Source organism: Limnohabitans sp. G3-2 (assembly GCF_002778275.1).
Lineage (GTDB): Bacteria > Pseudomonadota > Gammaproteobacteria > Burkholderiales > Burkholderiaceae_C > Limnohabitans_A.
Genome location: NZ_NESG01000007.1, coordinates 181,751 through 205,444, shown reverse-complemented (window position 1 = coordinate 205,444; position 23,694 = coordinate 181,751). Strand labels below are relative to the sequence as shown.

25 protein-coding genes are annotated in these 23,694 nt (G+C 62.1%); 11 read left to right on the top strand and 14 right to left on the bottom strand.

Annotation, left to right across the window (positions count from 1 at the left end):
* Positions 1–3 precede the first annotated feature (3 nt).
* The 12 genes from pufC to B9Z31_RS13035 all read right to left on the bottom strand — a co-directional run bounded on the left by pufC (position 4) and on the right by B9Z31_RS13035 (position 11,042).
* A complete protein-coding gene (gene pufC, locus B9Z31_RS13090; RefSeq protein WP_100120012.1) occupies positions 4–1,065 on the bottom strand; it encodes a photosynthetic reaction center cytochrome PufC in 1,062 nt (353 codons plus the stop codon).
* Positions 1,062–2,039, bottom strand: coding sequence for a photosynthetic reaction center subunit M (pufM, locus tag B9Z31_RS13085; protein WP_100120011.1), 978 nt, complete (start codon positions 2,037–2,039; stop codon positions 1,062–1,064). The genes pufC and pufM overlap by 4 nt, the downstream gene beginning before the upstream one ends.
* Positions 2,040–2,088: 49 nt before the next feature.
* Positions 2,089–2,925, bottom strand: a complete 837-nt coding sequence (gene pufL / locus B9Z31_RS13080; protein ID WP_100120010.1) for a photosynthetic reaction center subunit L — start codon at positions 2,923–2,925, stop codon at positions 2,089–2,091.
* An 83-nt stretch (positions 2,926–3,008) separates the two neighbouring features.
* Positions 3,009–3,218 (bottom strand): light-harvesting antenna LH1, alpha subunit, encoded by a 210-nt coding sequence (pufA, locus tag B9Z31_RS13075; RefSeq protein ID WP_053168888.1) that lies wholly within the window; start codon positions 3,216–3,218, stop codon positions 3,009–3,011.
* Positions 3,219–3,228: 10 nt separating this feature from the next.
* Positions 3,229–3,453 (bottom strand): hypothetical protein, encoded by a 225-nt coding sequence (locus tag B9Z31_RS13070; protein ID WP_100120009.1) that lies wholly within the window; start codon positions 3,451–3,453, stop codon positions 3,229–3,231.
* Between the two features lie 44 nt (positions 3,454–3,497).
* A complete protein-coding gene (gene pufB / locus B9Z31_RS13065) occupies positions 3,498–3,641 on the bottom strand; it encodes a light-harvesting antenna LH1, beta subunit (protein WP_019425952.1) in 144 nt (47 codons plus the stop codon).
* Between the two features lie 140 nt (positions 3,642–3,781).
* A complete protein-coding gene (gene bchZ, locus B9Z31_RS13060) occupies positions 3,782–5,308 on the bottom strand; it encodes a chlorophyllide a reductase subunit Z (RefSeq protein WP_100120008.1) in 1,527 nt (508 codons plus the stop codon).
* Positions 5,305–6,858: a chlorophyllide a reductase subunit Y gene (gene bchY / locus B9Z31_RS13055; RefSeq protein WP_100120007.1), complete on the bottom strand. Its 1,554-nt coding sequence runs from the start codon at positions 6,856–6,858 to the stop codon at positions 5,305–5,307. Before bchY ends, bchZ begins: the two co-directional genes overlap by 4 nt.
* Positions 6,859–6,888: 30 nt before the next feature.
* Entirely contained in the window at positions 6,889–7,893 is a 1,005-nt protein-coding gene (locus B9Z31_RS13050; protein ID WP_100120006.1) for a chlorophyllide a reductase iron protein subunit X, read from the bottom strand.
* Positions 7,890–8,843 carry a chlorophyll synthesis pathway protein BchC gene (gene bchC / locus B9Z31_RS13045; protein WP_100120005.1) on the bottom strand — a complete coding sequence of 318 codons (954 nt, stop codon included), beginning with the start codon at positions 8,841–8,843 and terminating at the stop codon, positions 7,890–7,892. Before bchC ends, B9Z31_RS13050 begins: the two co-directional genes overlap by 4 nt.
* Positions 8,844–8,880: 37 nt before the next feature.
* Positions 8,881–10,095, bottom strand: a complete 1,215-nt coding sequence (locus B9Z31_RS13040; RefSeq protein ID WP_100120004.1) for a methyltransferase — start codon at positions 10,093–10,095, stop codon at positions 8,881–8,883.
* A 32-nt stretch (positions 10,096–10,127) separates the two neighbouring features.
* Positions 10,128–11,042, bottom strand: a complete 915-nt coding sequence (locus B9Z31_RS13035; RefSeq protein ID WP_100120003.1) for a polyprenyl synthetase family protein — start codon at positions 11,040–11,042, stop codon at positions 10,128–10,130.
* Positions 11,043–11,214: 172 nt separating this feature from the next.
* Here B9Z31_RS13035 and B9Z31_RS13030 point away from each other — a divergent pair, with 172 nt between their 5' ends.
* Positions 11,215–11,403, top strand: coding sequence for a hypothetical protein (locus B9Z31_RS13030; RefSeq protein ID WP_100120063.1), 189 nt, complete (start codon positions 11,215–11,217; stop codon positions 11,401–11,403).
* Positions 11,404–11,522: 119 nt separating this feature from the next.
* Here the strand turns inward: B9Z31_RS13030 and B9Z31_RS13025 are convergent, their stop codons facing one another.
* Positions 11,523–13,283 carry an ABC transporter transmembrane domain-containing protein gene (locus B9Z31_RS13025; RefSeq protein WP_100120002.1) on the bottom strand — a complete coding sequence of 587 codons (1,761 nt, stop codon included), beginning with the start codon at positions 13,281–13,283 and terminating at the stop codon, positions 11,523–11,525.
* 106 nt (positions 13,284–13,389) lie between these two features.
* On the opposite strand from B9Z31_RS13025, the gene B9Z31_RS13020 reads away from it, so the two are divergent.
* The 3 genes from B9Z31_RS13020 to B9Z31_RS13010 are packed head-to-tail and all read left to right on the top strand — an operon-like array spanning position 13,390 to position 15,467.
* Positions 13,390–13,728 carry a zinc ribbon domain-containing protein YjdM gene (locus B9Z31_RS13020; protein ID WP_100120001.1) on the top strand — a complete coding sequence of 113 codons (339 nt, stop codon included), beginning with the start codon at positions 13,390–13,392 and terminating at the stop codon, positions 13,726–13,728.
* A 6-nt stretch (positions 13,729–13,734) separates the two neighbouring features.
* On the top strand, positions 13,735–14,076 hold the full coding sequence (locus tag B9Z31_RS13015; RefSeq protein WP_100120000.1) for an ATPase with chaperone activity: 342 nt from the start codon (positions 13,735–13,737) through the stop codon (positions 14,074–14,076).
* 38 nt (positions 14,077–14,114) lie between these two features.
* Positions 14,115–15,467, top strand: coding sequence for an MATE family efflux transporter (locus B9Z31_RS13010; protein ID WP_100119999.1), 1,353 nt, complete (start codon positions 14,115–14,117; stop codon positions 15,465–15,467).
* Positions 15,468–15,492: 25 nt separating this feature from the next.
* On the opposite strand, the gene B9Z31_RS13005 is transcribed toward B9Z31_RS13010, so the two are convergent.
* Positions 15,493–16,365 carry an amidohydrolase family protein gene (locus tag B9Z31_RS13005; RefSeq protein WP_100119998.1) on the bottom strand — a complete coding sequence of 291 codons (873 nt, stop codon included), beginning with the start codon at positions 16,363–16,365 and terminating at the stop codon, positions 15,493–15,495.
* A gap of 307 nt (positions 16,366–16,672) precedes the next feature.
* Between B9Z31_RS13005 and B9Z31_RS13000 the strand changes: the two genes are divergently transcribed.
* The 7 genes from B9Z31_RS13000 (at position 16,673) to B9Z31_RS12970 (ending at position 23,644) form a co-directional block, all read left to right on the top strand.
* A complete protein-coding gene (locus tag B9Z31_RS13000; RefSeq protein ID WP_199174508.1) occupies positions 16,673–17,419 on the top strand; it encodes a crotonase/enoyl-CoA hydratase family protein in 747 nt (248 codons plus the stop codon).
* Between the two features lie 13 nt (positions 17,420–17,432).
* Entirely contained in the window at positions 17,433–19,283 is a 1,851-nt protein-coding gene (locus tag B9Z31_RS12995; RefSeq protein ID WP_100119996.1) for a feruloyl-CoA synthase, read from the top strand.
* A 93-nt stretch (positions 19,284–19,376) separates the two neighbouring features.
* A complete protein-coding gene (locus tag B9Z31_RS12990) occupies positions 19,377–20,627 on the top strand; it encodes a thiolase family protein (protein WP_100119995.1) in 1,251 nt (416 codons plus the stop codon).
* A gap of 29 nt (positions 20,628–20,656) precedes the next feature.
* On the top strand, positions 20,657–21,421 hold the full coding sequence (locus tag B9Z31_RS12985; protein WP_100119994.1) for an SDR family NAD(P)-dependent oxidoreductase: 765 nt from the start codon (positions 20,657–20,659) through the stop codon (positions 21,419–21,421).
* Positions 21,422–21,434: 13 nt separating this feature from the next.
* The gene (locus tag B9Z31_RS12980) at positions 21,435–21,854 is read left to right on the top strand and encodes a thioesterase family protein (RefSeq protein ID WP_100119993.1); all 420 of its coding nucleotides are present in this window, start codon (positions 21,435–21,437) and stop codon (positions 21,852–21,854) included.
* Between the two features lie 16 nt (positions 21,855–21,870).
* On the top strand, positions 21,871–22,551 hold the full coding sequence (locus B9Z31_RS12975) for a flavin reductase family protein (protein ID WP_100119992.1): 681 nt from the start codon (positions 21,871–21,873) through the stop codon (positions 22,549–22,551).
* 91 nt (positions 22,552–22,642) lie between these two features.
* Complete coding sequence (locus B9Z31_RS12970; protein ID WP_100119991.1) at positions 22,643–23,644, top strand: Bug family tripartite tricarboxylate transporter substrate binding protein; 1,002 nt, start codon at positions 22,643–22,645, stop codon at positions 23,642–23,644.
* Positions 23,645–23,694: the final 50 nt, after the last annotated feature.

The window sequence follows — 23,694 nt, the reverse complement described above, 5'->3', positions numbered from 1 at the left end:
AATCTACTTGGACGCCACTTTGGCCGCGGCCAAAGCAGGTTTGAGCAACTCGGGAAAGTCTTTGGCCATTTGCGCACCATTGAGCGGCTTGTAGGCGCCTTGGTGGCAAGTGGCGCAGTTGAGCTTGGCCACATCACCCAGCGGGCCCTTGCGGTGCGCCGGAAAGACTTCCGTCAAAGGCTCCATGTAGGTCAGGTTCAGGTCTCGGGCCATGCGGATGCCGTGCCAAGCCGTCGTGCGCTGGGGCGGGCTGTTTTCCCAGTTTTGGAAGGATTGGGTGTTGTGGCAATACGTGCAGTTGACGCCCAAGGAGGTCGACATGTGCGTCATCAGCCCGTAGGTCCACTCGGCCTGCTTGATCGACATGCGGTTACCCGATGGCAATGCGGTGGGGCCGTTCACACGGATCTTCTGGTCACCCAGCAAGAAAGGGGTGAAAGGATCGTTGGGCAGCGAGGACAAATTCACCACCGGTGAAGGGGTGTTTTGACCGGTTTTGTCGCCGATGAAGTTCGAGCCTTGCGGTTGTGGATCGGCCTTGAACCAGATGGCATTGGGCACGGGTTCACCGCGGTGGCAGGTGTAGCAGGTCACACCGGTTTTGGAGACGTGGGGCTGCCAATCGGCGTTGATGTGCTGGGTCATCTCGACCATGCGACGCGCCACCACCTTGGTGTATTTGCTGTCGTCTTCGAAGTTGGGCAGCGCATGGCAATACGCGCAGCCCTCGTTGGGCGCGACCCAGCTGCTCATGGAGACCATCAAACGGTTGAAATCACCCACGCTCAGGTCACCCAGGACCTTGACGTTCTTGTAGACCTGCGAGGCCTTGGGGCCATCGGAGCCGGCCGAAGGAATGGCCACAGGCGGCTGATTTTTTTCGGTTTTGACTTCGAGCAGGCGGGCGTTGTAGATCTGCGCCATGCCGGTGCCACGGTAACCGCTTTGCACCGTCTCGGGCACAGGGCGCTCGCAGCCAGCGAGCACCAAACCGGCCAGTGCCAGGCCCAGGCCTTTGGCCCAGCGGGCGGCCCAGCCGAATGTGTTCAAGGTCTTCATGTTCATGGCTTGCCTCCAGTGCTCAGTGCGGGGTCCACCATCGCGGGGAAAATTTCGGGGTACGGTGGCGCCACGCCATGCTTGATGGCCCAGAGGTACCAGTTGTCCACCACGGTGCCCGTCAGCAAGATGCCGATACCGCCCGTGATGGGGCACAACACCGCAAACCACCAGGCCCAGCGGTGAATCGATTCCATGGTGGCGTTGAAGCCCATGGTCCAGCGCCAGAACAGCGCGGCACGCTCAGAGGCGGTGCCCCGGTCGGTGATCTGCTCGATCTCGCGTTCGCCGCCAAAGCGTGTGACCGCCAAAATCGTCGCACCGTGCATGGCAAAGAGCAGGGCCGATCCGTAAAGGAACACGATGGACAGCGCATGGAACGGGTTGTAGAACAGGTTGCCGTAGCGCAGCGAGAAAGCGGCCGTCCAGTCCAGGTGGGAGAAGATGCCGTAGGGCACCGCCTCACCCCATGAACCCATCAAGATCGGGCGGAACAGGCCCAACACCAGGAACAACCAGATGGCAGCGGCGAACGCCCAAGCGATGTGCGTGCCCATGCCCAGCTCCACCGCACGGCGGTAAGTGCGCGCCCACCAGAACAAGACCGAGGCGGTGAGGAACAGTCCGACGATCAGGAACCAGCCGCCCTGGTTGAGTGGGGGCAAGCTCAGGCCATAGCTCGGGGGTGGCGGCTCCAGAGACAACCAGAACAGCTGGCGCACAAACTGGATGGGGTCGTAGTTCACCGAAGCGAGCATGTTCATGCCGATCAGGGTGAACGCGATCAGACCGCACACCAGCGAGACCAGGCCCAAGCCGCCTAAGTAGATGGGCCCCAGCTGGGCATTGCCCACCTTGCCCACCCAGTAGTTGATCAGGGGCTGCCCGGTGCGCGGGCTGTTGCCGTGTCCCAGTGGCACCCCTTGGTGCACTGGGCCCACGGCTTGCACCGTGGTGAACAGGTTTTGATAGTCGGCCATGTGCTGTACTCCTCAATTCTTTGGATTCGGTCTGTGCGTTCAGTCCGACTCAGACGGGCCACTGGGACCAGATGGGCATGTTCAGCCACCAGCTCCACCATTCGGGCCAACCACGGCTCCAGAAGGGGCCGCTGAGCACAATGCACAAGGCGCTGAACAACACGGCAGCCAGTGCCAGAAACAAGCCCAGGCGGTGGATGCCCAAGGTGCCGATCGAATAACCGATGATGTCGCGGAAGAACGTGTCTTCGTGTTCGGGTGTCTTGACCACGGTGCCCGGTGCAGGGTTGGTGGAGGACAAGATCAGGCCACCGTGCAGCGACAAGGCAAACACACTGGCGAAGAAGAAACTCACGGCGATCATGTGTGCCGGGTTGTAATGAAAGTGCAGGTACTGGTAGCCCACGTTGGAGACCCAGTCCAGGTGGCTGTAGATGCCGTAGGGAAATCCGTGGCCCCATGCACCCATGAGCACCGGGCGGACGACCACCAAAGTGACGTAAGCCGAGATGGCCACACCAAAGGCCACAGGCACATGAAAGCCCATGCCCAGCTTGCGGCAGATTTCCACCTCACGCATCATCCACGAGCCAAAAGCGCCGATCGCGCACACCGTGATGAGCTGCCACAGGCCGCCTTCCATCAAGGGCGCAAAGCGCAAACCGTAGGACAAATCAGGCGGTGCGATGCTGATCTGCCAAATGTTCCAGGTGGGACCTTGTGAGGCACCCCACAAGATGAGGGCAGTCCCCAGGAACGAAAAGAACAAGGTTGTGACGCCGAAGAAGCCGACGTAAAACGGTCCGACCCAGAAGTCAAACAAATCACCACCCAGCAGGGTACCTCCGCGGACACGGTACTTTTTCTCAAAACTCAGCATGGCCATGGCTTGGTCCTCCTGCTTCAGTGGATAAACAGATGCCGCATTGACACGGGTTCAATGACGGCACCTGAACGGCAAGTCCTGGATCAGGACTTGGGGGCCGCAAGCGAAGCCACCGCAGTCGGCAGCGGCGAGTTTTGCGCCGATGCTGCGACGGGTTTTTTCGCGCCGTCGAGCCAGTTGAATTTGTTGGTGCTGAGCAAGATGAGGTGAATCATCGCGGCCAGGCCAAACAAGAAAATACCCTGCAGCACCATGGCACGCAAAGGGTCGTAAAGTCGCCAAATTCTCCACATGGTGAATCTCCTAAATGATGTGGGACATGAAGGTGTACACCGCAGCTTTGACACCCTGACTCATGCTCTTGGCATCTTCTGCACCGGGCAACAGATCTCGCCAGTGAACGCCGACCAGTTTGGCCAGTACGACGACCACGAACAGACATCCGAATCCGATGAGGAAAATGGACCAGAACGCAGGGGACTCATCCGCACGCGAATGGTCCTCGTTGAGGTGGGTTGTGTTTTGCATGACAGTGACTCCGTCAATCTATGGATGAAAAAACAGGCTCTGAATCAGAACCAGGGACGCCACGCCCAGACCAGGATGTGGGCCAGTACAGCGACTGCTGTAAAGCCTACGGTGCCCTGCATCCAGTAGTGATGGAACTCCTGGGCTTCCTCATCGGTGAGTCCGGAAATTGATGTCTTGGTGGACATGTTTTGCTCCTTTTAAAGAGGCCTTGCGACCCGGGTTGCGCACAGCCCGCGCAGATGGGCATCCGCAGCCAAAGGCCACGACATCAGAGAAGCGGCGCCGCCGACGGCAGCACCTGCTGTTGTTTGAAAGAGGTGTGCGTTCATGCCGCCACCCCCAAGCCCAGCTCGCGGCTGGCCGCGTTCACATGGGCTTCGGTCACCTCGTTTTGACCCTGGGCATGCGAGAGCTGTTCCGCCTGATCGCGCAAACGTTTCGCTGCAGAAATCTGCACCAGCACCGGCTGGCTTTGCACGACATCGCGCAGGCGCTGCTGCGCCTCGTCCTGCCAGCTGGCGTTGGGGGCCACCACGCCACGCGCTTGCGTGGCTTCGACTTTGTCCATCTCGGTGCCCAGGGGCAAGATGTGGAACAGCGCATCAAACAGCGCGTTGCACACCTCCTGGATCACGTAGGTCGCACCGCTGTAGCCCATGAAGGGTGTGCCGGTGTGGCGGCGGATGATGGCGCCCGGGAAGGATGCCGGAATGAAGGCGGCGCGCATGGGGCTGCCGCCTGAGATCTCACTCAGGTACATGCGTTCGTTGTAGCTGCCAAACATGATCAGCGGTGTTTGCGTTTTGACCATCTCACGCACGGCGGCGTTGTCGGTCTTGTTGCCCGCAGTGCGTGACACGCTGAAGCGACAGGGCAAACCCATCTCGTGCTCGAGGAAGTTTTTCAGACCGCGTGAATAGGTCTCGCCTGCCACCACGGCAAAGCTGGCGGTGGCAAAAAAGTCTTGTGTGACCGAGCGCCACAGGTCCCACATGGGCTTGAGCGTCGTGTGTTTTTCGCGCTCGATGAAGGGCTCTGGGTCCAGGTGCAGCAGTTCGCCCAACTTGCGCAAGAAGTTGGTGGTGCTGTGCAGGCCAATGGGCGCTTGCAAATAAGGGCGCTCGAGCGCCTCGCAGAGCATGCGGCCAAATTCGCGGTACATGCAAATGTTCACATCGGCTTCGACCAGCCGCGACACATCGGCCAAATGGCTGCCCAGTGGGAAGACCATGTTGACATCGGCACCGATGCCTTGCACCAGCCGGCGAATTTCGGCCAGGTCACTGGCGCTGTTGAAGGTGCCGTAGCAGGGGCCAATGATGTTGACGCGCGGTTTTTCACCTGCAGGTCGGTCTTCAAAGGGTTTGCGGGCAGGCACTTTGCGCAGGCCGTATTCACTCCAGAGCCAATACATGGCGCGGTTGGCGCACTGCCACTGGTCTTCGTCGATGGTGCGCGGTAAAAAGCGAGCGATGTTGGTGCCTTCGGGCGTGACGCCGCCACCGATCATCTCGGCGATCGAACCGGTCACCACCACGGCGGGCAACTCCGGGTCGAGCGTGGCATGCGCCCGTTTCATGGCGCCCTCGGTGCCCTCGCGGCCCAGTTGCTCTTCCGCCAGGCCGGTCACGACAATCGGCAATTCGTGCGGTGGCAAGGCATCGGTGTAGTGCAGCACCGAAGTCACCGGCAGGTTTTCGCAGCCCACGGGGCCGTCGATCACCACTTGCAAACCCTTGATGGCGGTGAACACATACACCGCACCCCAGTAACCGCCTGCGCGGTCGTGGTCCAGGATGAGTGGCGACTTGGGCTTGGCCACGCTGCTGGGTGGAGGATTGATCTGGTTCATGAACCCATCTCCTCGGCTTTGCGCTTTTTCAAAATCTTTTCGATTTGGCGACGGGTTTCGGCTTTGAACTCAGGCCGGTCTTTGGGCACCGACTCCCAGACGCCCGCCGCATGGCCGGCCCCCACATCGCCAAAGAAGGATTTCATGGCGTCAAAGCGGGCCTGATTGCCCATGGCCGCTTGCACCACCTGCACCAGCGAGCCGGCCCCAGCCACACCCATCAGGGGCCGGGCCGAAATCAGGTTGGTGAAGTACAGGGACGGCACGCTGTTTTGCTTGGCGATCTGCACCACCGGGGTGGTGCCAATGGCCAGCTGCGGCCGGTACTCGTACATGGCGTTGAGGTCTTGCTCGAGCGATGCACGCATTTGCACCTGCACACCCTTGGCTTGCAGCCAGGCGATGTCTTGGGCATTCCATTCGGTGGCGGGACAGGCGGAACCGACATAGCGCAAATCGGCCCCGCACTCGACGAGGAGACGGCCCACGAGCAACTCGGAGCCTTCGTAGCCGCTGAGCGTGATGCGGCCGGAGATGGGCTTTTGCATCAAAAGCCCGCGCATTTGCGTGAGCGATTGGTTGCGCGCCACATCGATTTGCGCCTGCGCAATGCCCGCGGCCTGGCCAATGTTTTGCAACCAGTCTTGTGTGCCTTCCAGTCCCACTGGGGCCGAACCCACCACAGGACGCCCAGCCGCTTTGAATTCGCGCACACTGGCGGTGTAGAACGGGTGGATGGCGGCAGCCACCGAGCAGTCGAGCGCGGCATACAGCTCACGCCACTCCCGGGTGGGCACCACCGGGCCAGCGGCCAAACCCATGGGCGCCAGCATCTGACCGATGATGACCGGGTCGGCCGGGAACATCTCGCCGAGCAGCGCCACGGTGGGTTTGTCACCCCGACCGGCGCGGGGCGCAGCCACTGGGCCACTCATGATTTCTTCACGGGCGTATTTCAGCATCGCCCCGGCCAACACGTCTTTGGCTTCGGCGTGGGTGGGTACGCCAAATCCGGGCACGTCAATGCCAATGACGCGCACGCCATTGATCTCTTTGGGCAGCAGCTGCAGCGGCACACCGCTGGCGGTGGGCACGCACAGGTTGATGATGATGACGGTGTCGACTTTGCTCGGATCGGCTTCGGCGTGCACCGCTTCGCGGATGTCTTCAAACAGCTTGCCCGTGACCAGCGACTCGGAGTTGAAGGGCACATAGCCCACACTGCGGCGTGCGCCGTAGAAATGGGACGTGAAGGTCAGGCCATAAACGCAGCAGGCCGACCCCGAGAGGATGGTGGCGGTGCGCTTCATGCGCAAACCCACGCGCAGCGAACCAAAGGCCGGGCACATGCTTTGCGGCTGGTCGTGCGGTCCGGCATCGGGCTGGCGCGGGTAATCTCGGGCGTATTGGTCCAGCACCTCGGACTTGCCGGCCTCTTTGGCGGCGGCCACCATGGCTTCGGTGCCGGCGTGGCAGCCCATGCCGTCACCCTGCAGGCCTGCGGGGTTGGGGGCGTCGGTGCTGGGGTGAATCGGAATGGTGCGTGTCATGGCCGTGTCCTGTGGAGGGGTCTTCGCGAATCAGGCCGCGTCGTAGACGACTTCCAGCGAGGGCTTGATGTCTTCGTGCTTGCCCACCATGTCGAACACGGTTGCGGGCTCGAGCACCACGTTGCGGCCGACCACATCGGCGCTGAACAAACCCAGCAATTGGTCCTGGGTCTGAGGTTTGGGGCGCTGCGGAGGGGCTTCGGCCACGTTCTTGGCCAACTCGGCAAACAAGGGACCCCACTCGCCATCAGGGCGGCCAATGATTTCGTAGCTGGCGCTCTTGCGCCGGATGTCTTCGTTGGCCGGGATGGCGGCCAGCACAGGGATGCCGGCGTTGTCCGCAAAGGCCTGGGCTTCGCCCGTGCCATCGTCTTTGTTGATGACCATGCCGGCCACACCCACATTGCCGCCGAGCTTGCGGAAATACTCCACGGCCGAGCACACGTTGTTGGCGACATACAGCGACTGCAAGTCGTTGCTGGCCACCACAATGACTTTTTGGCACATGTCGCGGGCAATCGGCAGGCCAAAACCGCCACAGACCACGTCGCCCAAAAAGTCGAGCAACACGTAGTCAAATCCCCAGTCGTGGAAACCGAGTTTTTCGAGCGTTTCAAAGCCGTGGATGATGCCGCGTCCACCGCAGCCGCGTCCCACCTCAGGGCCGCCGAGTTCCATGGCGAACACGCCATCGCGCTTGAAGCACACGTCGCCAATGCTCACGGCCTGGCCGGAGAGTTTGAGACGGGATGAGGTTTCGATGATGGTGGGGCAAGCCTTGCCACCAAACAGCAAGCTGGTGGTGTCGCTCTTGGGGTCGCAGCCAATCAGCAGCACTTTCTTGCCCTGCTGCGCCATCATGTAGGACAGGTTGGCCAAGGTGAAGCTTTTGCCAATGCCGCCTTTGCCATAAATGGCAATGATTTGCGTCTCTTTGGTCACCTCGGAGGTGCTGACGGCGTCAGGCTCGACGTCGGCTTCGCGCCGGAGCACTTCGACAAATTTGATGGGCTGGGTGGCGGTATCTGTGTTCATGCTGTGGCACTCCAATCGAGGATCATCTTGAGACAGCTCGCATCTCCGAAGGCGGTCTCGTAGGCAGAACCAGCTTGTGTCGATGGCTGGGTGTGGGTGATCAAACCGTCGAGCGACAAACGACCGGTGTTCACCAGTTCGTTGACGGCCAACAAATCGGGGCGCTTCCACTCGGCGGCGATGCGCATGCGCGCTTCGCGCATGAAGGCCGGGGCGTAGGCAAAAGAGAGGTCTTGTTTGTAAAAACCGGCCAACACCAACTCGCCACCGGGGCGCAGGCGCTGGATCAGGCCGTTGAGCAGACTGCCGTCGCCGCTCACGTCGTAGATGGTGTTGTAGTCGCGGCGCGGGTCGTCTTGCGGCTGCATGACGGTGTAGCCCTGTGCGCCAGCAAATCGCTCCGCCTGGGTTTCCCAAACGGTGGGGGCTGGCAAGCCTGCAGCCACCGTCAAGCGGGCCAACAAACGGCCCATGACGCCGTGACCAATGATGAGCTCGGGCGGGGCGAACGGGTCTTGCTGCCCACCCCCCGAGACCGCGTGGTAGGCCGTGGCAGCCAGCGCCAACAGCACCGATTGCGCGCCCGCATGCTCGGCCACAGGCACCACTTTTTGCGCGCTCACCACCAGCCGCGAAGCCGCGCCACCAAACAGACTTTTGACGCCCGTGAAGCAATTGGCGCCCGGGACAAACACACGCTGACCGGCTTGGAAACCCGAGTCTGAGGCGCTGCGCACCACGCGCCCCACCGTCTCATAGCCCGGCACCAAGGGGTAGCCCATGCCCGGAAAGGGCGGCATGCTGCCGTCCCAGAGCATGCGCTCTGTGCCGGTGCTGATGCCACTGTATTCCACGGCCACTTCAAGCTGACCGGCCTGCAGTTCAGGAAGGTCCAAGGCCTGCAATGACAGACGCCTGGGGTTGTTGAAGACGACGGCTTGGGATTTCATGATTGTATTTTTTGCTTTACATCAACACATGTCAAATCTAATTGACACTTTCGCGCGAATCATAGGGTAAACACTGAGATTTGCGCCCCACAAGAATGCGGGCATGGATGGGCATGGCGTTGGGCACCTCCTCGACGTGGGAGAAGCCGGCCTCTTGCATCATGGTTTGCAGCTCTTGGGGCGTGCGCAGCCGCCCTGCCCCCATGGCCAGCAGGTAAAAGTGGAAGTAAGCGTCGACCGAGGCACTGGGTTGGCCCGCTTCGCCCTCAGGCTGCGCCATCGGCTCGGCCAAAAGCAAGACGCCCCCCAAGGGCAAAGCCGCATGGGCTTTTTGCAAGATCTGCCGGACCACGGCATCGGGGTGGTCATGCGCGACGCGCACCAAAGTGATCAGGTCCGCGCCTTCGGGCAAGGGGTCGTCCAGAAAGCTGCCGGGGTGCAAAGCCACACGCTCGGTCAAACCCTTGGCCTGCAAGCCTTCGCGGGCCAGCGCCAGCACGGGGGGCAGGTCAAACATCTTGAACTTCAGGTGCGGGGCGTGCGCGGCCAGCTCGCTCACAAAGCGGCCCTTGCCGGCGCCCACATCGAGCACGCAACGGTGTTCGTCAAAAAAGTAAGACGACAGGATTTCTTGCACCACAAAGCCTTGCGATGCGGCCATGAGCTGGGAATACCGGGTGAACTTGTCCACCTCCGACGCCGGCATGGCCAGCGCAGGTTTTTCATGGGCATAGGGCCAATACTCGGCCATACCGCCGCTCCAGGCGTTGTTCAAAAACTGCAGCGGGTCTTGCATGTCTTGGTAGAGCAGGTGGTTGTGCTCGATCATTTGGGCAATGCCCTCGTGCTGCGCCAGCGGCACGCCCAATGGACCCAGGCCAAACCGACCCTGGCTGCGGTGCTCCAGCAGCCCCAGCGCGACGGCCGACAGCAGCAAGCGCTGCAACACGGCAGGGGCCAGCCCGGTGCGACGCGCCAAATCTTCCAAATGGGCGGGGGCTTGGTGAAGGGCCCGAAACAGATCCAAGCGCACACAACCGAGAAGCACTTGGCTGTGCACAAAACCGGCCATCAAATCGAACAGCTTGCGGGTGCGGCGACGCGTCAGCCAGCGGGTCAAGGGATTGCCAAGCGACCAACGGTACAAACCGGGATGGGCGTACCAACGCTCCAATCGGGCTTGCCACGCGTCCTTCAGAGAGGCGGAAGCGTTCGGGGCCTGCAGAGCGGCCAGATCCAGGGGTTGGGACATGGTGCTTCCTTCGTGTCTTGAGGGCACGCCGCTCAATGCGGGGCACGGATGCGGCCGGTGGCCACTTCAGGGTGGGTCTTGAAATAGCCCTCACACAGGGCTTTGGGCACCAAACGCTCGGCTTCGACCTGAACCAATTGGCGCAGCATGTCGCGGCATGAGCACGTCGGGATCGATTCCGCCGCCTGATCGATCAGCTGGTCAAAGTGGGCAATCGCACCCGTCAGGCCCAGCGCTTGGGCTGAGCTCGGGCGCGCATGCAAAGCGTCTTGACCTGCGGGCTTGCCCAGGGTGGCGGCATCGGCGATGACGTCGCGGATGTCATCGGCCACTTGGTAAGCCTCTCCCAAATACTGGCCCAAATGCGCCCACGGCTCGGGTGCCACGCCACAACTGAGGGCGCCCGCGCAGGTGGCAGACACAAACAGCGCACCAGTCTTGGCGCGTTGGTATTGGCCCAAATCGGCACTGGTTTCGCATTCCCAGGCTTGTCCAGCCACGATGCCGTGTGGCAAGCCCACACCGGTGGTCATGTTGTCCATCAGCGCCATCAAGCGCTCAGGTTGCTGCACACCCGCCTGCAACAAGACGCGGTAGGCCATGACGATCAAGCCATCCCCGGCGAGCAAAGCCAGTGGTTCGCTGAATGCTTTGTGCACCGTGGGGCGCCCGCGCCGGGTGTCGGCGTTGTCAAAAGCAGGCATGTCGTCGTGCACCAAGGAGGCGCAATGCATCAACTCGAGGGCCACAGCGGCGGCATTGGTCAGATGGGGCGCGTTGTCGCCACAGGCGGTGGCTACGGCCATGCACAGCTGCGGGCGGATGCGTGCCCCACCCGAAAACACGGCGTGTCGCATGGCGGCCACCAGCCTGGGCGGCGCACCACGGCCCGCAGCTTGCTCAAAATGCGTGCTCAGGGCTTGCTCGGCGCGTGTCATCAGGCTCATGGGACCTCCGGAGGGACGGCCTGTCAACCCAAGCTGACAGGCATGGGTGTAAATGTAACCTGATTCAAAGCACTGTCAACATGTATTGACACAAACCCGCATTTGCGCGCCTGCACTTGCGCGCAAAATCTCGGCGGTGTTGGCCAAGGGCCACGACAACAGGAGCAATCCCATGGGAATTTGGATGGAACTGGGTATTTTTGGCTTGGTGTTCCTGTTTGCCTTCTGGCAAATGCACGATGTGCGCAAGGCGCAAGAACAAACGCGCCAACAAAGGGCGCGTGAAAAGGCCGCGCAAGAGGCGAAGGCGCAGCTGGCAGAGTCAGGTCAAGAGACGCCCGATCTCAGCCAAAAACCGTAGTGGCAGGGGGGCACCCGGCCCGCACAGCGCTGGGCAGGGGTTTGCGCAGGTTCGCGGGGTGATGTCGCAGCCCGCAGCCCGCAGCCCGCAGCCTGCTGGCCGCTTTGGCCCCAACCCCTTCAGACGGGTGATCCGGCATTGAACTGCAAGGCCGCCAGGCTGGCGTAAAGCCCACCCTTGGCTTGCAGTTCAGCGTGGGTGCCTTGCTCCATGAGACGCCCACGCTCCAAAACCCAGATCACATCGGCGCGCTGCACCGTAGCCAGGCGGTGCGCAATGACCAGCGTGGTGCGGCCCACCATGGCTTTGTCCAGTGCCGCTTGCACCATTTTTTCGCTTTGCGCATCGAGCGCGCTGGTGGCTTCGTCCAGCAGCAAAAGCGGCGGGTTCTTCAAAATGGCCCGTGCAATCGCGATGCGCTGGCGTTGACCGCCCGACAAACGCACCCCCCGATCCCCCAAATAGGTGTCAAAGCCCTCGGGCAACTCGCGGATGAACTCTTGCGCATGAGCCGCTTCGGCTGCGGCGTGCACGTCTTGCAGACTGGCGTCTGGGCGGCCATAGCGGATGTTCTCGATCACCGTGCCCGAAAAAATAACCGGCTCTTGCGGCACGATGGCCATGCGCTCGCGCAAGGCATGCAGGCCCATTTGGTCGATCGGCACCCCGTCCAGCACGATGCGACCCGTCTGCGGATCGTGAAAGCGCATCAGCAAATCGAACAAAGTGGTTTTGCCTGCACCACTGGGCCCCACCACCGCCACCGTCTGGCCCGGATGGATCTGTCCACTGAGTTGGTCCAGCGCCCAGGTGTCGGGACGCGAGGGGTAATGAAAGCGCACCGACTCCAGCAGCAAAGACGATCCGCCCTGCGGCCAGGGGGCTTGTTGGGGCTGGGCCGCGATCTTGAGGTTGGACTCGGTGTGCAGCAACTCCATCAAGCGCTCGGTCGCGCCGGCGGCGCGCAACAAGTCGCCATAGACCTCACCCAGGACCGCAAATGCGCTGGCCAGCAAGATGACATAAAAGACCGTCTCGCCCAGTTGGCCGGCGGTGCTGGTGCCCGCACGCACAGCCAGGGTGCCCATGTAAAGGCCCCAAAGCAAAACGGCGCTCGAGGCCATGATGATGAAACCCACCAGCACGGCCCGCGCGCGGATGCGGCCCAGTGCCGTACCCAGGGCACGCGCCGTCGATTCCACAAAACGACGGGTCTCACGGCCCTCGGCGGTGTAACTTTGAACCACGCTGATGGCGTTGAGCACCTCGGACGCGATGGCGCTCGAATCGGCCACACGGTCTTGGTTGGCGCGGGACAGACGGCGCACGCGCCGGCCCAAATAGACGCTGGGGAAAATCACAGCGGCCAGCACCGCGACCACCTGCAGCATGAGCACCGGGTTGGTCCACACCAGCATGATCAGGGCGCCTGCGCCCATGACCAGGTTGCGCAGTCCCATCGAAAAAGAGGAACCCACGACGGTTTGAACCAAGGTCGTGTCGTTGGTCAGGCGAGAGAGCACCTCGCCCGATTGCGTGGTTTCAAAAAAAGCCGGGCTTTGCTGGAGCACATGGCCATACACCGCGTTGCGCAGGTCGCCCGTGATGCGCTCGCCCAACCAGCTCACGGTGTAGTAACGCCCTGCAGAAAACACCGCCAAAGCGGCCGCCACCAGAAACAACTGCAAAAAATTGCCCGACAGCTGCTCGGCCGTGGCACCGCTGGCCAGGCCTTGGTCAATCAACTGGCGCAGAACCCAGGGAAAGGCCAAGGTGGTGCCTGCCGCCAGCAATAAGAACACAGCGGCAAAGCCCATGGCCACGCGGTAGGGCTTGAGAAATGGGGCAAGACCGGTGAGCGATTTGGGGGTGGTGGCCATGTCAACAAAGGATAAAAAACAGTCGCGTGAAGCATAACGTCAAAAGCACCAGCCCCATTTCGCAGCTTTTGGCGACGACAATCGGGTTTTCAAGAGAAGTTTCCCCATGAGCACCTTGCCGCCCTGCCCCCAATGCCACGACGCGTACACCTACCCAGACGGCAACCTGTTGATCTGCCCCAGTTGCGGGCACGAATGGCACCCTGCCGAAGCTGCAGCGGCTGAAGTGGCCAAAGTCTGGAAAGATGCCCATGGCAACGTGCTGCAAGACGGTGACAGCGTGACCTTGGTGAAGGACCTGAAGATCAAGGGGTCGTCTGCCGTGGTCAAGGTGGGCACCAAGGTCAAAAACATCCGTCTGATCGACGGTGACCACGACATCGATTGCAAGGTGGAGGGGTTTGGGCCCATGCAGCTGAAAACCGAATTCGTCAAAAAAGCCTGATCCGCCATGAGCGACGACAACCAGCTGTATTTGCCGGAGAGTTTCACGGCGCTTTATGTGCCGCCGGGCAAGGTCAAACCCAGCATCAGCCTGCGGGAGATGGCCCAGCGCTACGAGCTGTGTGAAGACTTGGCCAACCTGCTCACCGAGAAAGCGGCCAACATGCAGTTCACCTTGGGCATCACCGAAGAGCTGGTGCTGACGCAATGCGAGTTGGGCTTGCTCACCGAGCCTTCTGTGGTGTCGCCTGTCGAAGCACGTTGGGTGGTGTGCCGCCTGGCCGAATTGCTCAACTGGCCCATGGACCAGCTGCTGCAAGCACCGCCGCCCGCAGCGGCTGTCGCCTAAATCCTGACAGGACGCAAGGCCGAGGCCATGATCGGCGCATGACCCCAGCTTCCAACGATCTGCAGCGCCTGCTGACCGCGCCCATCTTGCCCACCTTGCTGCGCTTGTCCGCACCCAATGTGCTGGCGATGGTCATGACGGTGCTGGTGGGCATCGCCGAGACCTATTACGTGGGCCGCTTGGGCACCGCCCCTTTGGCGGCCATGGCGCTGGTCTTCCCCTTCGCCATGCTCACCCAGATGATGTCGGCCGGGGCCATGGGGGGCGGGGTGTCTGCCGCCATCAGCCGGGCGCTGGGCGCGTCCGACGTGCCGCGTGCGCAAACCTTGTTGCAGCATGCCTTGCTGATTGGTGTGGCTTCTGGTCTGGTCTACAGCGCCCTTTTTGTGGTCTGGGGGCCATGGCTTTACCAACTTTTGGGCGGGCGAGACGCCGTTTTGCTTGAAGCGAACGCTTACGGCCTGGTCCTTTTCAGTGGCGCCCTATGGGTGTGGCTCATCAACACCTTGGCCTCGGTGCTGCGCGGCACGGGCAATATGCGCACGCCCTCCATCGCGTTGATGCTCACCTCGGCCCTGCAAATCATTTTGGGCGGGGTGCTGTCTCTGGGCGCAGGGCCTGTGCCCGCCATGGGCATGGTGGGCGTGGCGTGGGGCCACATCATCGCCACGGCGGCTGGTGTGGCTTATTTCCTCTGGTACCTGATCACCGGTCAAGGCCGCCTCACACTCCCCCTGCAGGCCTTCAAAATACAGCGCCGTGTGTTCGCTGACATCCTCAAAGTGGGTGCCATAGCTTGTTTATCGCCCGTGCAATCGGTGTTGGCCGTTTTGATATTTACCGCACTTCTGGCCCAGCTGGGCACCGAAGCCTTGGCCGGTTACGGCATTGGTCAGCGCCTGGAGTTTTTGCTCATCCCCATTGCCTTTGGCATCGGTGTGGCCTCTGTGCCCATGGTGGGCATGGCCATGGGCGCAGGCCATGTGGACCGTGCGCGGCAAGTCGCCTGGGTGGCGGGCGCTGTGTCGGCTCTCAATTTGGCGGTGATCGGGGCCGTGGTGACACTGGCCCCTGATCTGTGGGCCAGGCTGTTCACTCAAGACGAAGTGGTGCTGGGTTTTGCCCGGCAATACCTGGTGACCGCTGGGCCGGCTTTTCCATTTTTTGGCCTGGGCTTGACCTTGTACTTTGCTTCGCAGGGCGCTGGTCAGGTCATCGGGCCCGTGCTGGCGGGCACGGTGCGCCTGGTGCTGGTGGCGGGGGTGGGTTATGGGCTCTCCCAGCACCAAGGCAGCGCCGATCAGTTTTATGGGCTGGTGGCCGTGGCCATGGTGCTTTATGGCGTGGTCACCGCAGCCGCCGTCAAACTCACCCCGTGGGGCGCGCGCTGAGGCCTGGCCCGCGCAACGCTCAGAGTCAAGCGGCCTTGTCCAGCCCCAACAAACGGATCGCATTGCCCTTCAAAATGCCCGGCATCACCTCGGGTTTGAAGCCGGCCACCTCAAAGTCTTTCATCCAGCGCTCGGGCGTGATCAGCGGGTAATCGCTGCCAAACAAGACGCGGTCTTTGAGCAAGGTGTTGGCGTATTGGATGAGTTGCTTGGGAAAGTACTTGGGGCTCCAGCCTGACAGATCGAGCCACACATTGGGCTTGTGCGTGGCCACACTCAAAGCCTCGTCTTGCCACGGGAAGCTCGGGTGAGCCATCACGATCTGCATGTCGGGCCAGTCGATCGCCACGTCATCGAGGTGCATGGGGTTGCTGTAGGCCAAGCGCAAGCCGCCGCCGCAGCGCATGCCCGAGCCAATGCCGCTGTGCCCGGTGTGAAAAATCGCGGGCATTTTGTAATGGTTGATCACCTCGTAGATGGGCCAGGCCATCTTGTCGTAGGGGTGGTAGCCCTGCACCGTCGGGTGGAACTTGAAACCCTTGATGCCCTCTTCTTGGATCAAGCGCTCGGCTTCGCGTGCACCCATCTTGCCCTTGTGCGGGTCGATGCTGGCGAACGCGATCATCATGTCGCTGTTCTCGCGTGCGGCCTTGGCGATCTCTTCGTTGGGGATGCGCCTGCGCCCCAGCTGCGATTCGCTGTCCACCGTGAACATGACCAGGCCGATCTTGCGCTCGCGGTAGTACTTCACCGTCTCTTCGATGGTCGGGCGGCGGTTGCTGCCAAAGAACTTGTCGGCGGCGCGGTCGTATTCCTCGCCGTAGTTGTCAAAGGGGTTCCAGCAGCTCACTTCGGCGTGGGTGTGGATGTCGATGGCGACCAGGTCTTCGTGTTTCATGGGGCTCTTCCGCAGCAAATAAGGCTGAACGATAGCCGATCGCGGGCCACACCCAGGTCACAGGCAAGACCACCCCGCCCAAGGCCTGGAGATCGACATGCCCGCGCTCCCAATGGGACACGCCAACGGTGAAGCACGCCAACCCTAGGGAAAACACCAAGCAGCAAATGGCCATCGGCTGATCACAATATGGTTATCAATAATAACCTTCTTGGCCTTCGGGTCAGGTCTGCTGAAAGCGCTTGCGATGACCCACACCCACCACCCTATCCTCGAACGTGCTGCCGCCAACGGCGTGGCTTTGGACATGCAAGGGGCCGTCGCCGTGGTCCGCCTGTGCCGTCCGGCCAAGCGCAATGCCTTGAACGATGGCCTGATCGAAGCGCTGCGCGATGTGTTCCAGAACCTGCCGCCCGAAGCGGGTGCCGCCGTGATCCACGGCGAGGGCGACCACTTTTGCGCCGGCCTGGATTTGTCAGAGTTGAAAGAGCGCGACGCCGGAGAAGGCATCCACCATTCCCGCAGTTGGCACGTGGCGCTGAACGCCGTGGAGCAAGGGCGCGTGCCTGTGGTGGCGGCTTTGCATGGGGCTGTGGTGGGCGGCGGCCTGGAACTGGCCAGCGCCAGCCACATCCGCGTGGCCGACGAGAGCACTTTTTACGCCCTGCCCGAAGGCACACGCGGCATTTTCGTGGGCGGCGGTGGCTCGGTGCGTGTGCCCAAGTTGATCGGCGCAGCCCGCATGACCGACATGATGCTCACGGGCCGCGTGTACAACGCACAAGACGGTGAGCGCGTGGGTTTGGCGCAATACCTCGTGCCCACGGGCACGGCATTGGCCAAGGCCATCGAGTTGGCCACCCGCATTGCCACCAACGCGCCACTGACCAACTTTGCCCTGACGCACGCCCTGCCCCGCATCGCCGAACAACCCGCTGACCACGGCTTGTTCACCGAAGCCTTGATGGCCTCGATTGCCCAATCCGCGCCAGAAGCCAAAGCCCGCGTTCGTGCCTTCCTGGAAGGCAAGGCCGCCAAGGTGCAAAAAAGCTGAACCGGAGACCCGCATGAACGCCCCCAAATTTCGCCCGCTCAAATTCGGCGTGACCCGTGTCCACTTGCAAAGCGGTGAGTCCGGCACGCAGTACCTCAAAGCGGACCAAGACCTGCAAGCCTTCCCCGACCGCCTGACCGATCGCCTGCAGCACTGGGCGCAAACCAAGCCCCAGCACAGCTTCATGGCGCGGCGCGAGAAGAACGCCGATGGCACCTTGGGCCAGTGGCGGCACATCACGTATGCACAGGCTTGGGCCCAAGCACGCAGCATTGCGCAAAGCCTCATCAACCGGGGCTTGAGTGCCGAGCGGCCGGTGGTCATCCTGAGTGAAAACAGCTTGGAACATGCCTTGCTGGCTTTGGGCTGTCTCGTGGCCGGCGTGCCCTATGTGCCCACCTCGCCCCCGTATTCCTTGGTCAGCGTGGACTACGACAAACTCAAGCATGTGCTGAGCACCGTCACGCCGGGACTGGTGTTCGCCTCGGACGATCGTTATGCCAAAGCCATCGCCGCCACGGTGAGCGAGGACATGGAAGTCGTGATGGTCGAGGGCCATGTGCCCGGCCGAAGTGTCACCGCCTTTGAGCACCTGTGTGCAGAACCCGCCACAGCTGCGGTGGATGCAGCCATGGCGGCCACCGGGCCCGACACCATTGCCAAGTTCTTGTTCACCAGCGGCTCCACCAAGCTGCCCAAGGCCGTCATCAACACCAACCGCCTGTGGTGCGCCAACCAGCAGCAAATGGCCCAGTCCATGCCCGTCCTGGCGGAACAGGACTTGGTGCTGGTCGACTGGTTGCCATGGAACCACACCTTTGGCGGCAACCACAACTTTGGCATGACCGTGTTCCACGGCGGCACGCTGTACATTGACGATGGCAAGCCCACGCCTGCTTTGATGCACGAGACCTTGCGCAACCTGCGCGAGATCGCACCCACGGTGTACTTCAACGTGCCCACAGGCTTTGAAGCCATCGCCAACGCGATGAAGACCGACGATGCGCTGCGCAAAACCTTGCTCTCGCGCGTTCAGATGTTCTTCTACGCCGGTGCCGCTTTGGCGCAACCCATCTGGGACAGCCTCTACGAATCGCAAGAGCGCGAAGTGGGCGAGCGCATTGTCATGGGCACGGGCCTGGGGATGACCGAATCCGGCCCCTTTGGCATCTTTGTGACCAACCCCTTTGTGCAGGCGGGTGACCTGGGTGTGCCCACACCTGGCCTGGAGCTCAAGCTGGTGGCCATGCAAGGCAAAACCGAGGTGCGCTACCGCGGCCCCAACATCACCCCAGGCTACTGGCGCAACGCCGAAGAAACCGCTGGCGCCTTTGACGAAGAAGGCTTCTTCAAGACGGGCGACGCGGTCAAATGGATCGACGAAAACGATGTGCATTTGGGCCTGAAGTTCGACGGCCGCATCGCTGAAGACTTCAAATTGGCCACCGGCACCTTCGTGAGCGTGGGCCCCTTGCGCGGAAAAATCATTGCAGCCGGTGCCCCTTACATCCAGGACGCGGTGCTGACCGGCATCAACTTGAAAGAAGTCGGCGCCATGATTTTCCCAACACCGGCTGTGCGCACCTTGAGCGGCTTGGCGGCCGACGCCCCCCTGTCGGATGTGCTGGCCTCGGCCCCTGTGCTGGCCAAATTCCAGGACATCGTGAACACATTGGCGCAAACCGCCACCGGCAGCGCCAACCGCATTGCGCGGCTGTGCCTGCTGAGCGAGCCGCCCACCATCGACAAAGGCGAGATCACCGACAAGGGCTCGATCAACCAACGCTCAGTGCTCTCGCACCGGGCAAGCACCGTGGCCGCGCTGCACGAAGGCACATTGCCGCACATCGTCCAACCGCAATGATTGACCGGCAGGCGCGACGCCCCGCTCGCGGTGGCGCAAGCCACCCCTTTATGCGACGAGGGCGTCGTGCCAGCAACAACTGAAAGAAACCACATGGCCTCCAAAGGATTTTTCAACGCGTTTGCCGATGTGTGGATGCACGAAGGCGTGCGCACGCCCATGGTCGATTACTGCGGCGCTTTGGGCCACATCTCGCCCACCGATTTGGGCATCAAGGCCGCCCGCGAAGCATTGAAGCGCGCTGGCATTCCGCCCAGCGAGATCGGCTCGGTCATCACCGGCAACATGGCGCCCGGCGACTTTGACCAGTTCTTCCTGCCGCGCCACATTGGCCTGTACGCCGGCGTGCCGCAAGAAGTGCCGGCCATCATGACCCAGCGCATTTGCGGCACAGGCTTTGAGCTGTTCCGCCAAGCGGGCGAACAGATCGAAGCGGGCGTGTGCGACGCGGCGCTGGTGGTGGGCACCGAGAGCATGACGCGCAACCCGATTGCGGCCTTTGACCACCGCACCGGCTTCAAACTGGGCGCACCCGTGGGCTTCAAGGACTACATGTGGGAAGCCCTGAAGGACCCGGCCGCGGGCATCAACATGATCCAGACGGCCGAGAACCTGGCCAAAAAGTACAGCATCTCCCGCGAAGAGGTGGACCAGTTCGCATCCGAGTCCTTTGCCAAGGCCGTGGCGGCGCTGCAAGCGGGCTTCCATGCGGGCGAGATCGTGCCGGTGGTCACTGAAAAGTTTGAGCTCGAAGGCTACAAGGCCCGTGGCATCAAGCTGCAAGGCAAGGTCACCGAAGTGGCCACAGACACCCACCCCCGAATTTCCCCGCCAGAGGTGCTGGCCAAGCTCAAGTCGGTTTACGAAGGCGGCGTGCAAACCGGTGGCAACAGCTCGGCCCTGGTCGATGCCGCTGCGGCGTGCGTGGTCACCTCGGGCTCTTACGCCAAAGCGCAGGGCAAAAAACCGCTGGCCCGCGTGGTTGCGGCTGCGGCAGTGGGCGTGCCGCCCGAGATCATGGGCATTGGCCCAGCCCCGGCGATCCGACTTTTGCTGGAACGCACGGGCCTCAAGCTGTCCGACATTGGCCGCTTCGAGATCAACGAAGCCCAAGGCGCACAAACCTTGGCCGTGGGCCGCGAACTCGGCCTGGACTTGGCCAAACTCAACGTGAATGGCGGCGCCATCGCGCTGGGCCACCCACTGGCCGCAACGGGCGTGCGCCTGACGATCACGCTGGCGCGTGAACTCCAGCGCTCAGGGCTCCGATACGGCATCTCCAGCGCCTGCGTGGGCGGCGGACAAGGCATTGCGCTCTTGATCGAAAACCCCGAAGCGGTCTGAACCCTTCCCAACCTTTTGAAAGACACAGCATGAACATCCAAGGACAAGCCGCATTGGTCACCGGCGGGGGCTCGGGCCTCGGTGAAGCCACTGCCCGTGAACTCGCCCGTCTGGGTGCCAAGGTCGCGGTGCTCGACCTCCACATGGACAACGCCGAGCGCGTGGCCCAAGACATCGGCGGCCTGGCGGTGCATTGCAACGTGTCGGACCCGGAGAGCATGGCCAAAGCCATCGAGATCGCCGCCGCTGCCCACGGCCCCGCCCGCATCCTGATGCAAATCGCGGGCATCGGCACCGCCAAACGCGTGGTCGGCAAAGACGGCAACGCGGCGCCGCTGGAAGACTTCGCCAAGGTCATACAAGTCAACCTGATCGGCACCTACAACGCGGCCCGCCTGTTTGCAGCCGCCTGCGCCAAGCTGGGCCCCATGGACGACAACGCCCGTGGCGTCATGGTCTTCACCGCCTCGGTGGCGGCCTTTGACGGTCAGGTCGGCCAGCAGGCCTACAGTGCCTCCAAGGCCGGCGTGGCGGGCATGACGCTGCCCATGGCGCGCGACTTGGCGCAACACGGCATCCGTGTCTGCACCATCGCCCCTGGCCTGTTCGCGACCCCCTTGCTCAAAGGACTGCCCGAGCCCGTGCAGCAGTCGCTGGCCGCCAGCATCCCCTTCCCTGCGCGCCTGGGCAAACCCAGCGAGTTTGCCGAGCTGGCCTGCCACATTGTGAGCAACGACCACCTGAACGGCGAAGTCATCCGCCTGGACGGCGCACTGCGCATGGCCCCCCGTTAAGAGAGCGCCCCCCATGAGCAAAACCGTTGTTTACGAAGTGCAAGTGATGTTCGGTGACTGCGACCCGGCAGGCATCGTCTTCTTCCCCAACTTCTCCAAGTGGATGGACGCATCGTCTCTGAACTTCTTTGTGAAGTGTGGCGTGTTGCCGTGGCGAGAGCTGGTCAAAACGCGCGGCATCATCGGCACGCCGCTCTTGGAGATCAACACCAAATTCATCCGCCCCGCCACCTATGGCGAGACCCTGCAGGTGCACACCAGCGTGCAAGAGTGGCGCGACAAAGTGTTCGTGCACAAGCACGTGGTCATGCGCGGCGACACCGTCTTGTGCGAAGGCACCGAAGTGCGCGCTTTCTGCATCAAACACCCCGAAGACCCGGACCGCATCAAAGCCATCCCGGTGCCCGAGGACATCCGAGCCTTGTGCAGCTGAAGCCAGAACCTGAGCCATGTACTACGAACCCGGCGTCACCCCCCACGGCCTCCCGCATGACCCCTTCAAGTCTTGCGTGATCCCACGCCCCATCGGCTGGATCTCCACCGTCGATGCACAGGGCCGTCACAACTTGGCACCCTACAGCCAGTTCCAGAATGTGACCTTTGATCCGCCCATCGTCATGTTCAGTGCCAACCAGACCACCCAAGGTGAGCGCAAGGACTCGGTGCGCAACGCCGAACAAACCGGCGAGTTCGTCTGGAACATGGCCACTTACGCCTTGCGCGAAGCCGTCAACATCTCGGCCGAAGAAGTCCCCCATGGCGTGGACGAGTTTGAGCGCGCAGGGCTCGAGAAGCTGCCCAGCCGTTTGGTCAAGCCCATGCGGGTCAAGGCCTCGCCCATCCAGTTCGAATGCGTGTACCTCAACAGCCTGCGCTTTCCCGGCCAGCCGCCCATGGGCAGCGCCGATGTGGTGTTTGGCCGCGTGGTCGCCATCCACATCGACGATGACATCATCAACGGCCAAGGCCTCATCGATGTGCTCAAGATCCAGCCTCTGGCGCGCATGGGCTACTACGACTACACCTTTGTCGAGAATCAATTCCAAATGGTCATACCCGGCAACAGCAAAGCCTTGTTGGCCGGGCTGGAAGGCTCGGCCGATCAAGCGGCGCGATCAGCCAAGCCATGACATCCACCAGCCCCATCAACCCTGTCAACCCTGTCAACCCTTTCAACCCTTTCATCCCCCTGTTTTTTTACCACTCTAAGAGGAGACAAGCATGAGCAACCGTCGTGAATTCATTCAAGCCACCATCGGCGCCGCCGTTCTGGGCAGCACCGCTTTCCAGCAAGCCTGGGCACAAAGTGGCCTGCCCATCGAGCAAGTCAAAGTGCTCTACGGCTTCCCACCAGGCAGCTCGGGCGACATCTGCGCGCGCCGCGTAGCCGAAAAGTTTGGTGGCACGCCCTACAGCAAGAACGCCGGCATCATCGACAGCCGCCCTGGCGCTGGCGGTCAAATTGCTTTGAACCTGCTCAAAAGTGCACCGGCCGACGGCTCGGTCTTGGCCATGACCCCGTTCTCGGCCATTTCGCTCTACCCCCACATCTTCAAGAACTTGCAGTACAAGCCGTTTGAAGACTTCACGCCCGTGGGCACCGCCTCCATGATCCACCACGGTTTTGCCGTGGGCCCCATGGTGCCGGCCAGCGTCAAAAACGTGAAAGACTTCATCGCTTGGGCCAAGGCCAACCCCGCTCTGGCCAGCTACGGCTCGCCTGCAGCAGGCTCCACACCGCACTTCATCGGCGCCTTGCTCGGCCTGAACCAGAACTTCGAGTTCAAACATGTGCCCTACCGTGGCTCGGTGCCTGGCGTGACCGATGTGGTCGGCGGCCAGATCGCCTGCATGTTCACCCCGCACGGCGATTTCATTGCCAACCACAAGGCCGGCAAGATGCGCATCATCGCCACCTCGGGCAAAACCCGCTCGCCCTTTGTGCCGGATGTGGCCACCTTTGCCGAGCAAGGCTTCCCAGAGTTGACCGTGGAAGAGTGGTTCGGTTTTTACGCCCCCGCCAAAACGCCGGCCAACGTGATCCAAGCCGCCAACACGGCCATCAACGCAGCCCTGAAAGACAAGGGCGTGCAAGACGCTCTGACCGTGGTGGGCCTGATTCCGTTTGGTGGCTCTGCCGCTGACCAGCTCAAGAGCTCGCAAGTGGAACTCGAACGCTGGGGCCCACTGATCAAGCGCATCGGCTTCAGCGTGGACTCCTGATCCATTTCCATCGGCCACGGTCCGGCGCACCTTGAGGGGTGCGCCGGATT

What these genes read in the sequence shown, in the direction of transcription:
- pufC (WP_100120012.1), bottom strand. Translation starts at nt 1,065, where the DNA reads ATGAACATGAAGACCTTGAACACATTCGGCTGGGCCGCCCGCTGGGCC.
- pufM (WP_100120011.1), bottom strand. Translation starts at nt 2,039, where the DNA reads ATGGCCGACTATCAAAACCTGTTCACCACGGTGCAAGCCGTGGGCCCA.
- pufL (WP_100120010.1), bottom strand. Translation starts at nt 2,925, where the DNA reads ATGGCCATGCTGAGTTTTGAGAAAAAGTACCGTGTCCGCGGAGGTACC.
- pufA (WP_053168888.1), bottom strand. Translation starts at nt 3,218, where the DNA reads ATGTGGAGAATTTGGCGACTTTACGACCCTTTGCGTGCCATGGTGCTG.
- B9Z31_RS13070 (WP_100120009.1), bottom strand. Translation starts at nt 3,453, where the DNA reads ATGCAAAACACAACCCACCTCAACGAGGACCATTCGCGTGCGGATGAG.
- pufB (WP_019425952.1), bottom strand. Translation starts at nt 3,641, where the DNA reads ATGTCCACCAAGACATCAATTTCCGGACTCACCGATGAGGAAGCCCAG.
- bchZ (WP_100120008.1), bottom strand. Translation starts at nt 5,308, where the DNA reads ATGAACCAGATCAATCCTCCACCCAGCAGCGTGGCCAAGCCCAAGTCG.
- bchY (WP_100120007.1), bottom strand. Translation starts at nt 6,858, where the DNA reads ATGACACGCACCATTCCGATTCACCCCAGCACCGACGCCCCCAACCCC.
- B9Z31_RS13050 (WP_100120006.1), bottom strand. Translation starts at nt 7,893, where the DNA reads ATGAACACAGATACCGCCACCCAGCCCATCAAATTTGTCGAAGTGCTC.
- bchC (WP_100120005.1), bottom strand. Translation starts at nt 8,843, where the DNA reads ATGAAATCCCAAGCCGTCGTCTTCAACAACCCCAGGCGTCTGTCATTG.
- B9Z31_RS13040 (WP_100120004.1), bottom strand. Translation starts at nt 10,095, where the DNA reads ATGTCCCAACCCCTGGATCTGGCCGCTCTGCAGGCCCCGAACGCTTCC.
- B9Z31_RS13035 (WP_100120003.1), bottom strand. Translation starts at nt 11,042, where the DNA reads ATGAGCCTGATGACACGCGCCGAGCAAGCCCTGAGCACGCATTTTGAG.
- B9Z31_RS13030 (WP_100120063.1), top strand. Translation starts at nt 11,215, where the DNA reads ATGGGAATTTGGATGGAACTGGGTATTTTTGGCTTGGTGTTCCTGTTT.
- B9Z31_RS13025 (WP_100120002.1), bottom strand. Translation starts at nt 13,283, where the DNA reads ATGGCCACCACCCCCAAATCGCTCACCGGTCTTGCCCCATTTCTCAAG.
- B9Z31_RS13020 (WP_100120001.1), top strand. Translation starts at nt 13,390, where the DNA reads ATGAGCACCTTGCCGCCCTGCCCCCAATGCCACGACGCGTACACCTAC.
- B9Z31_RS13015 (WP_100120000.1), top strand. Translation starts at nt 13,735, where the DNA reads ATGAGCGACGACAACCAGCTGTATTTGCCGGAGAGTTTCACGGCGCTT.
- B9Z31_RS13010 (WP_100119999.1), top strand. Translation starts at nt 14,115, where the DNA reads ATGACCCCAGCTTCCAACGATCTGCAGCGCCTGCTGACCGCGCCCATC.
- B9Z31_RS13005 (WP_100119998.1), bottom strand. Translation starts at nt 16,365, where the DNA reads ATGAAACACGAAGACCTGGTCGCCATCGACATCCACACCCACGCCGAA.
- B9Z31_RS13000 (WP_199174508.1), top strand. Translation starts at nt 16,673, where the DNA reads ATGCAAGGGGCCGTCGCCGTGGTCCGCCTGTGCCGTCCGGCCAAGCGC.
- B9Z31_RS12995 (WP_100119996.1), top strand. Translation starts at nt 17,433, where the DNA reads ATGAACGCCCCCAAATTTCGCCCGCTCAAATTCGGCGTGACCCGTGTC.
- B9Z31_RS12990 (WP_100119995.1), top strand. Translation starts at nt 19,377, where the DNA reads ATGGCCTCCAAAGGATTTTTCAACGCGTTTGCCGATGTGTGGATGCAC.
- B9Z31_RS12985 (WP_100119994.1), top strand. Translation starts at nt 20,657, where the DNA reads ATGAACATCCAAGGACAAGCCGCATTGGTCACCGGCGGGGGCTCGGGC.
- B9Z31_RS12980 (WP_100119993.1), top strand. Translation starts at nt 21,435, where the DNA reads ATGAGCAAAACCGTTGTTTACGAAGTGCAAGTGATGTTCGGTGACTGC.
- B9Z31_RS12975 (WP_100119992.1), top strand. Translation starts at nt 21,871, where the DNA reads ATGTACTACGAACCCGGCGTCACCCCCCACGGCCTCCCGCATGACCCC.
- B9Z31_RS12970 (WP_100119991.1), top strand. Translation starts at nt 22,643, where the DNA reads ATGAGCAACCGTCGTGAATTCATTCAAGCCACCATCGGCGCCGCCGTT.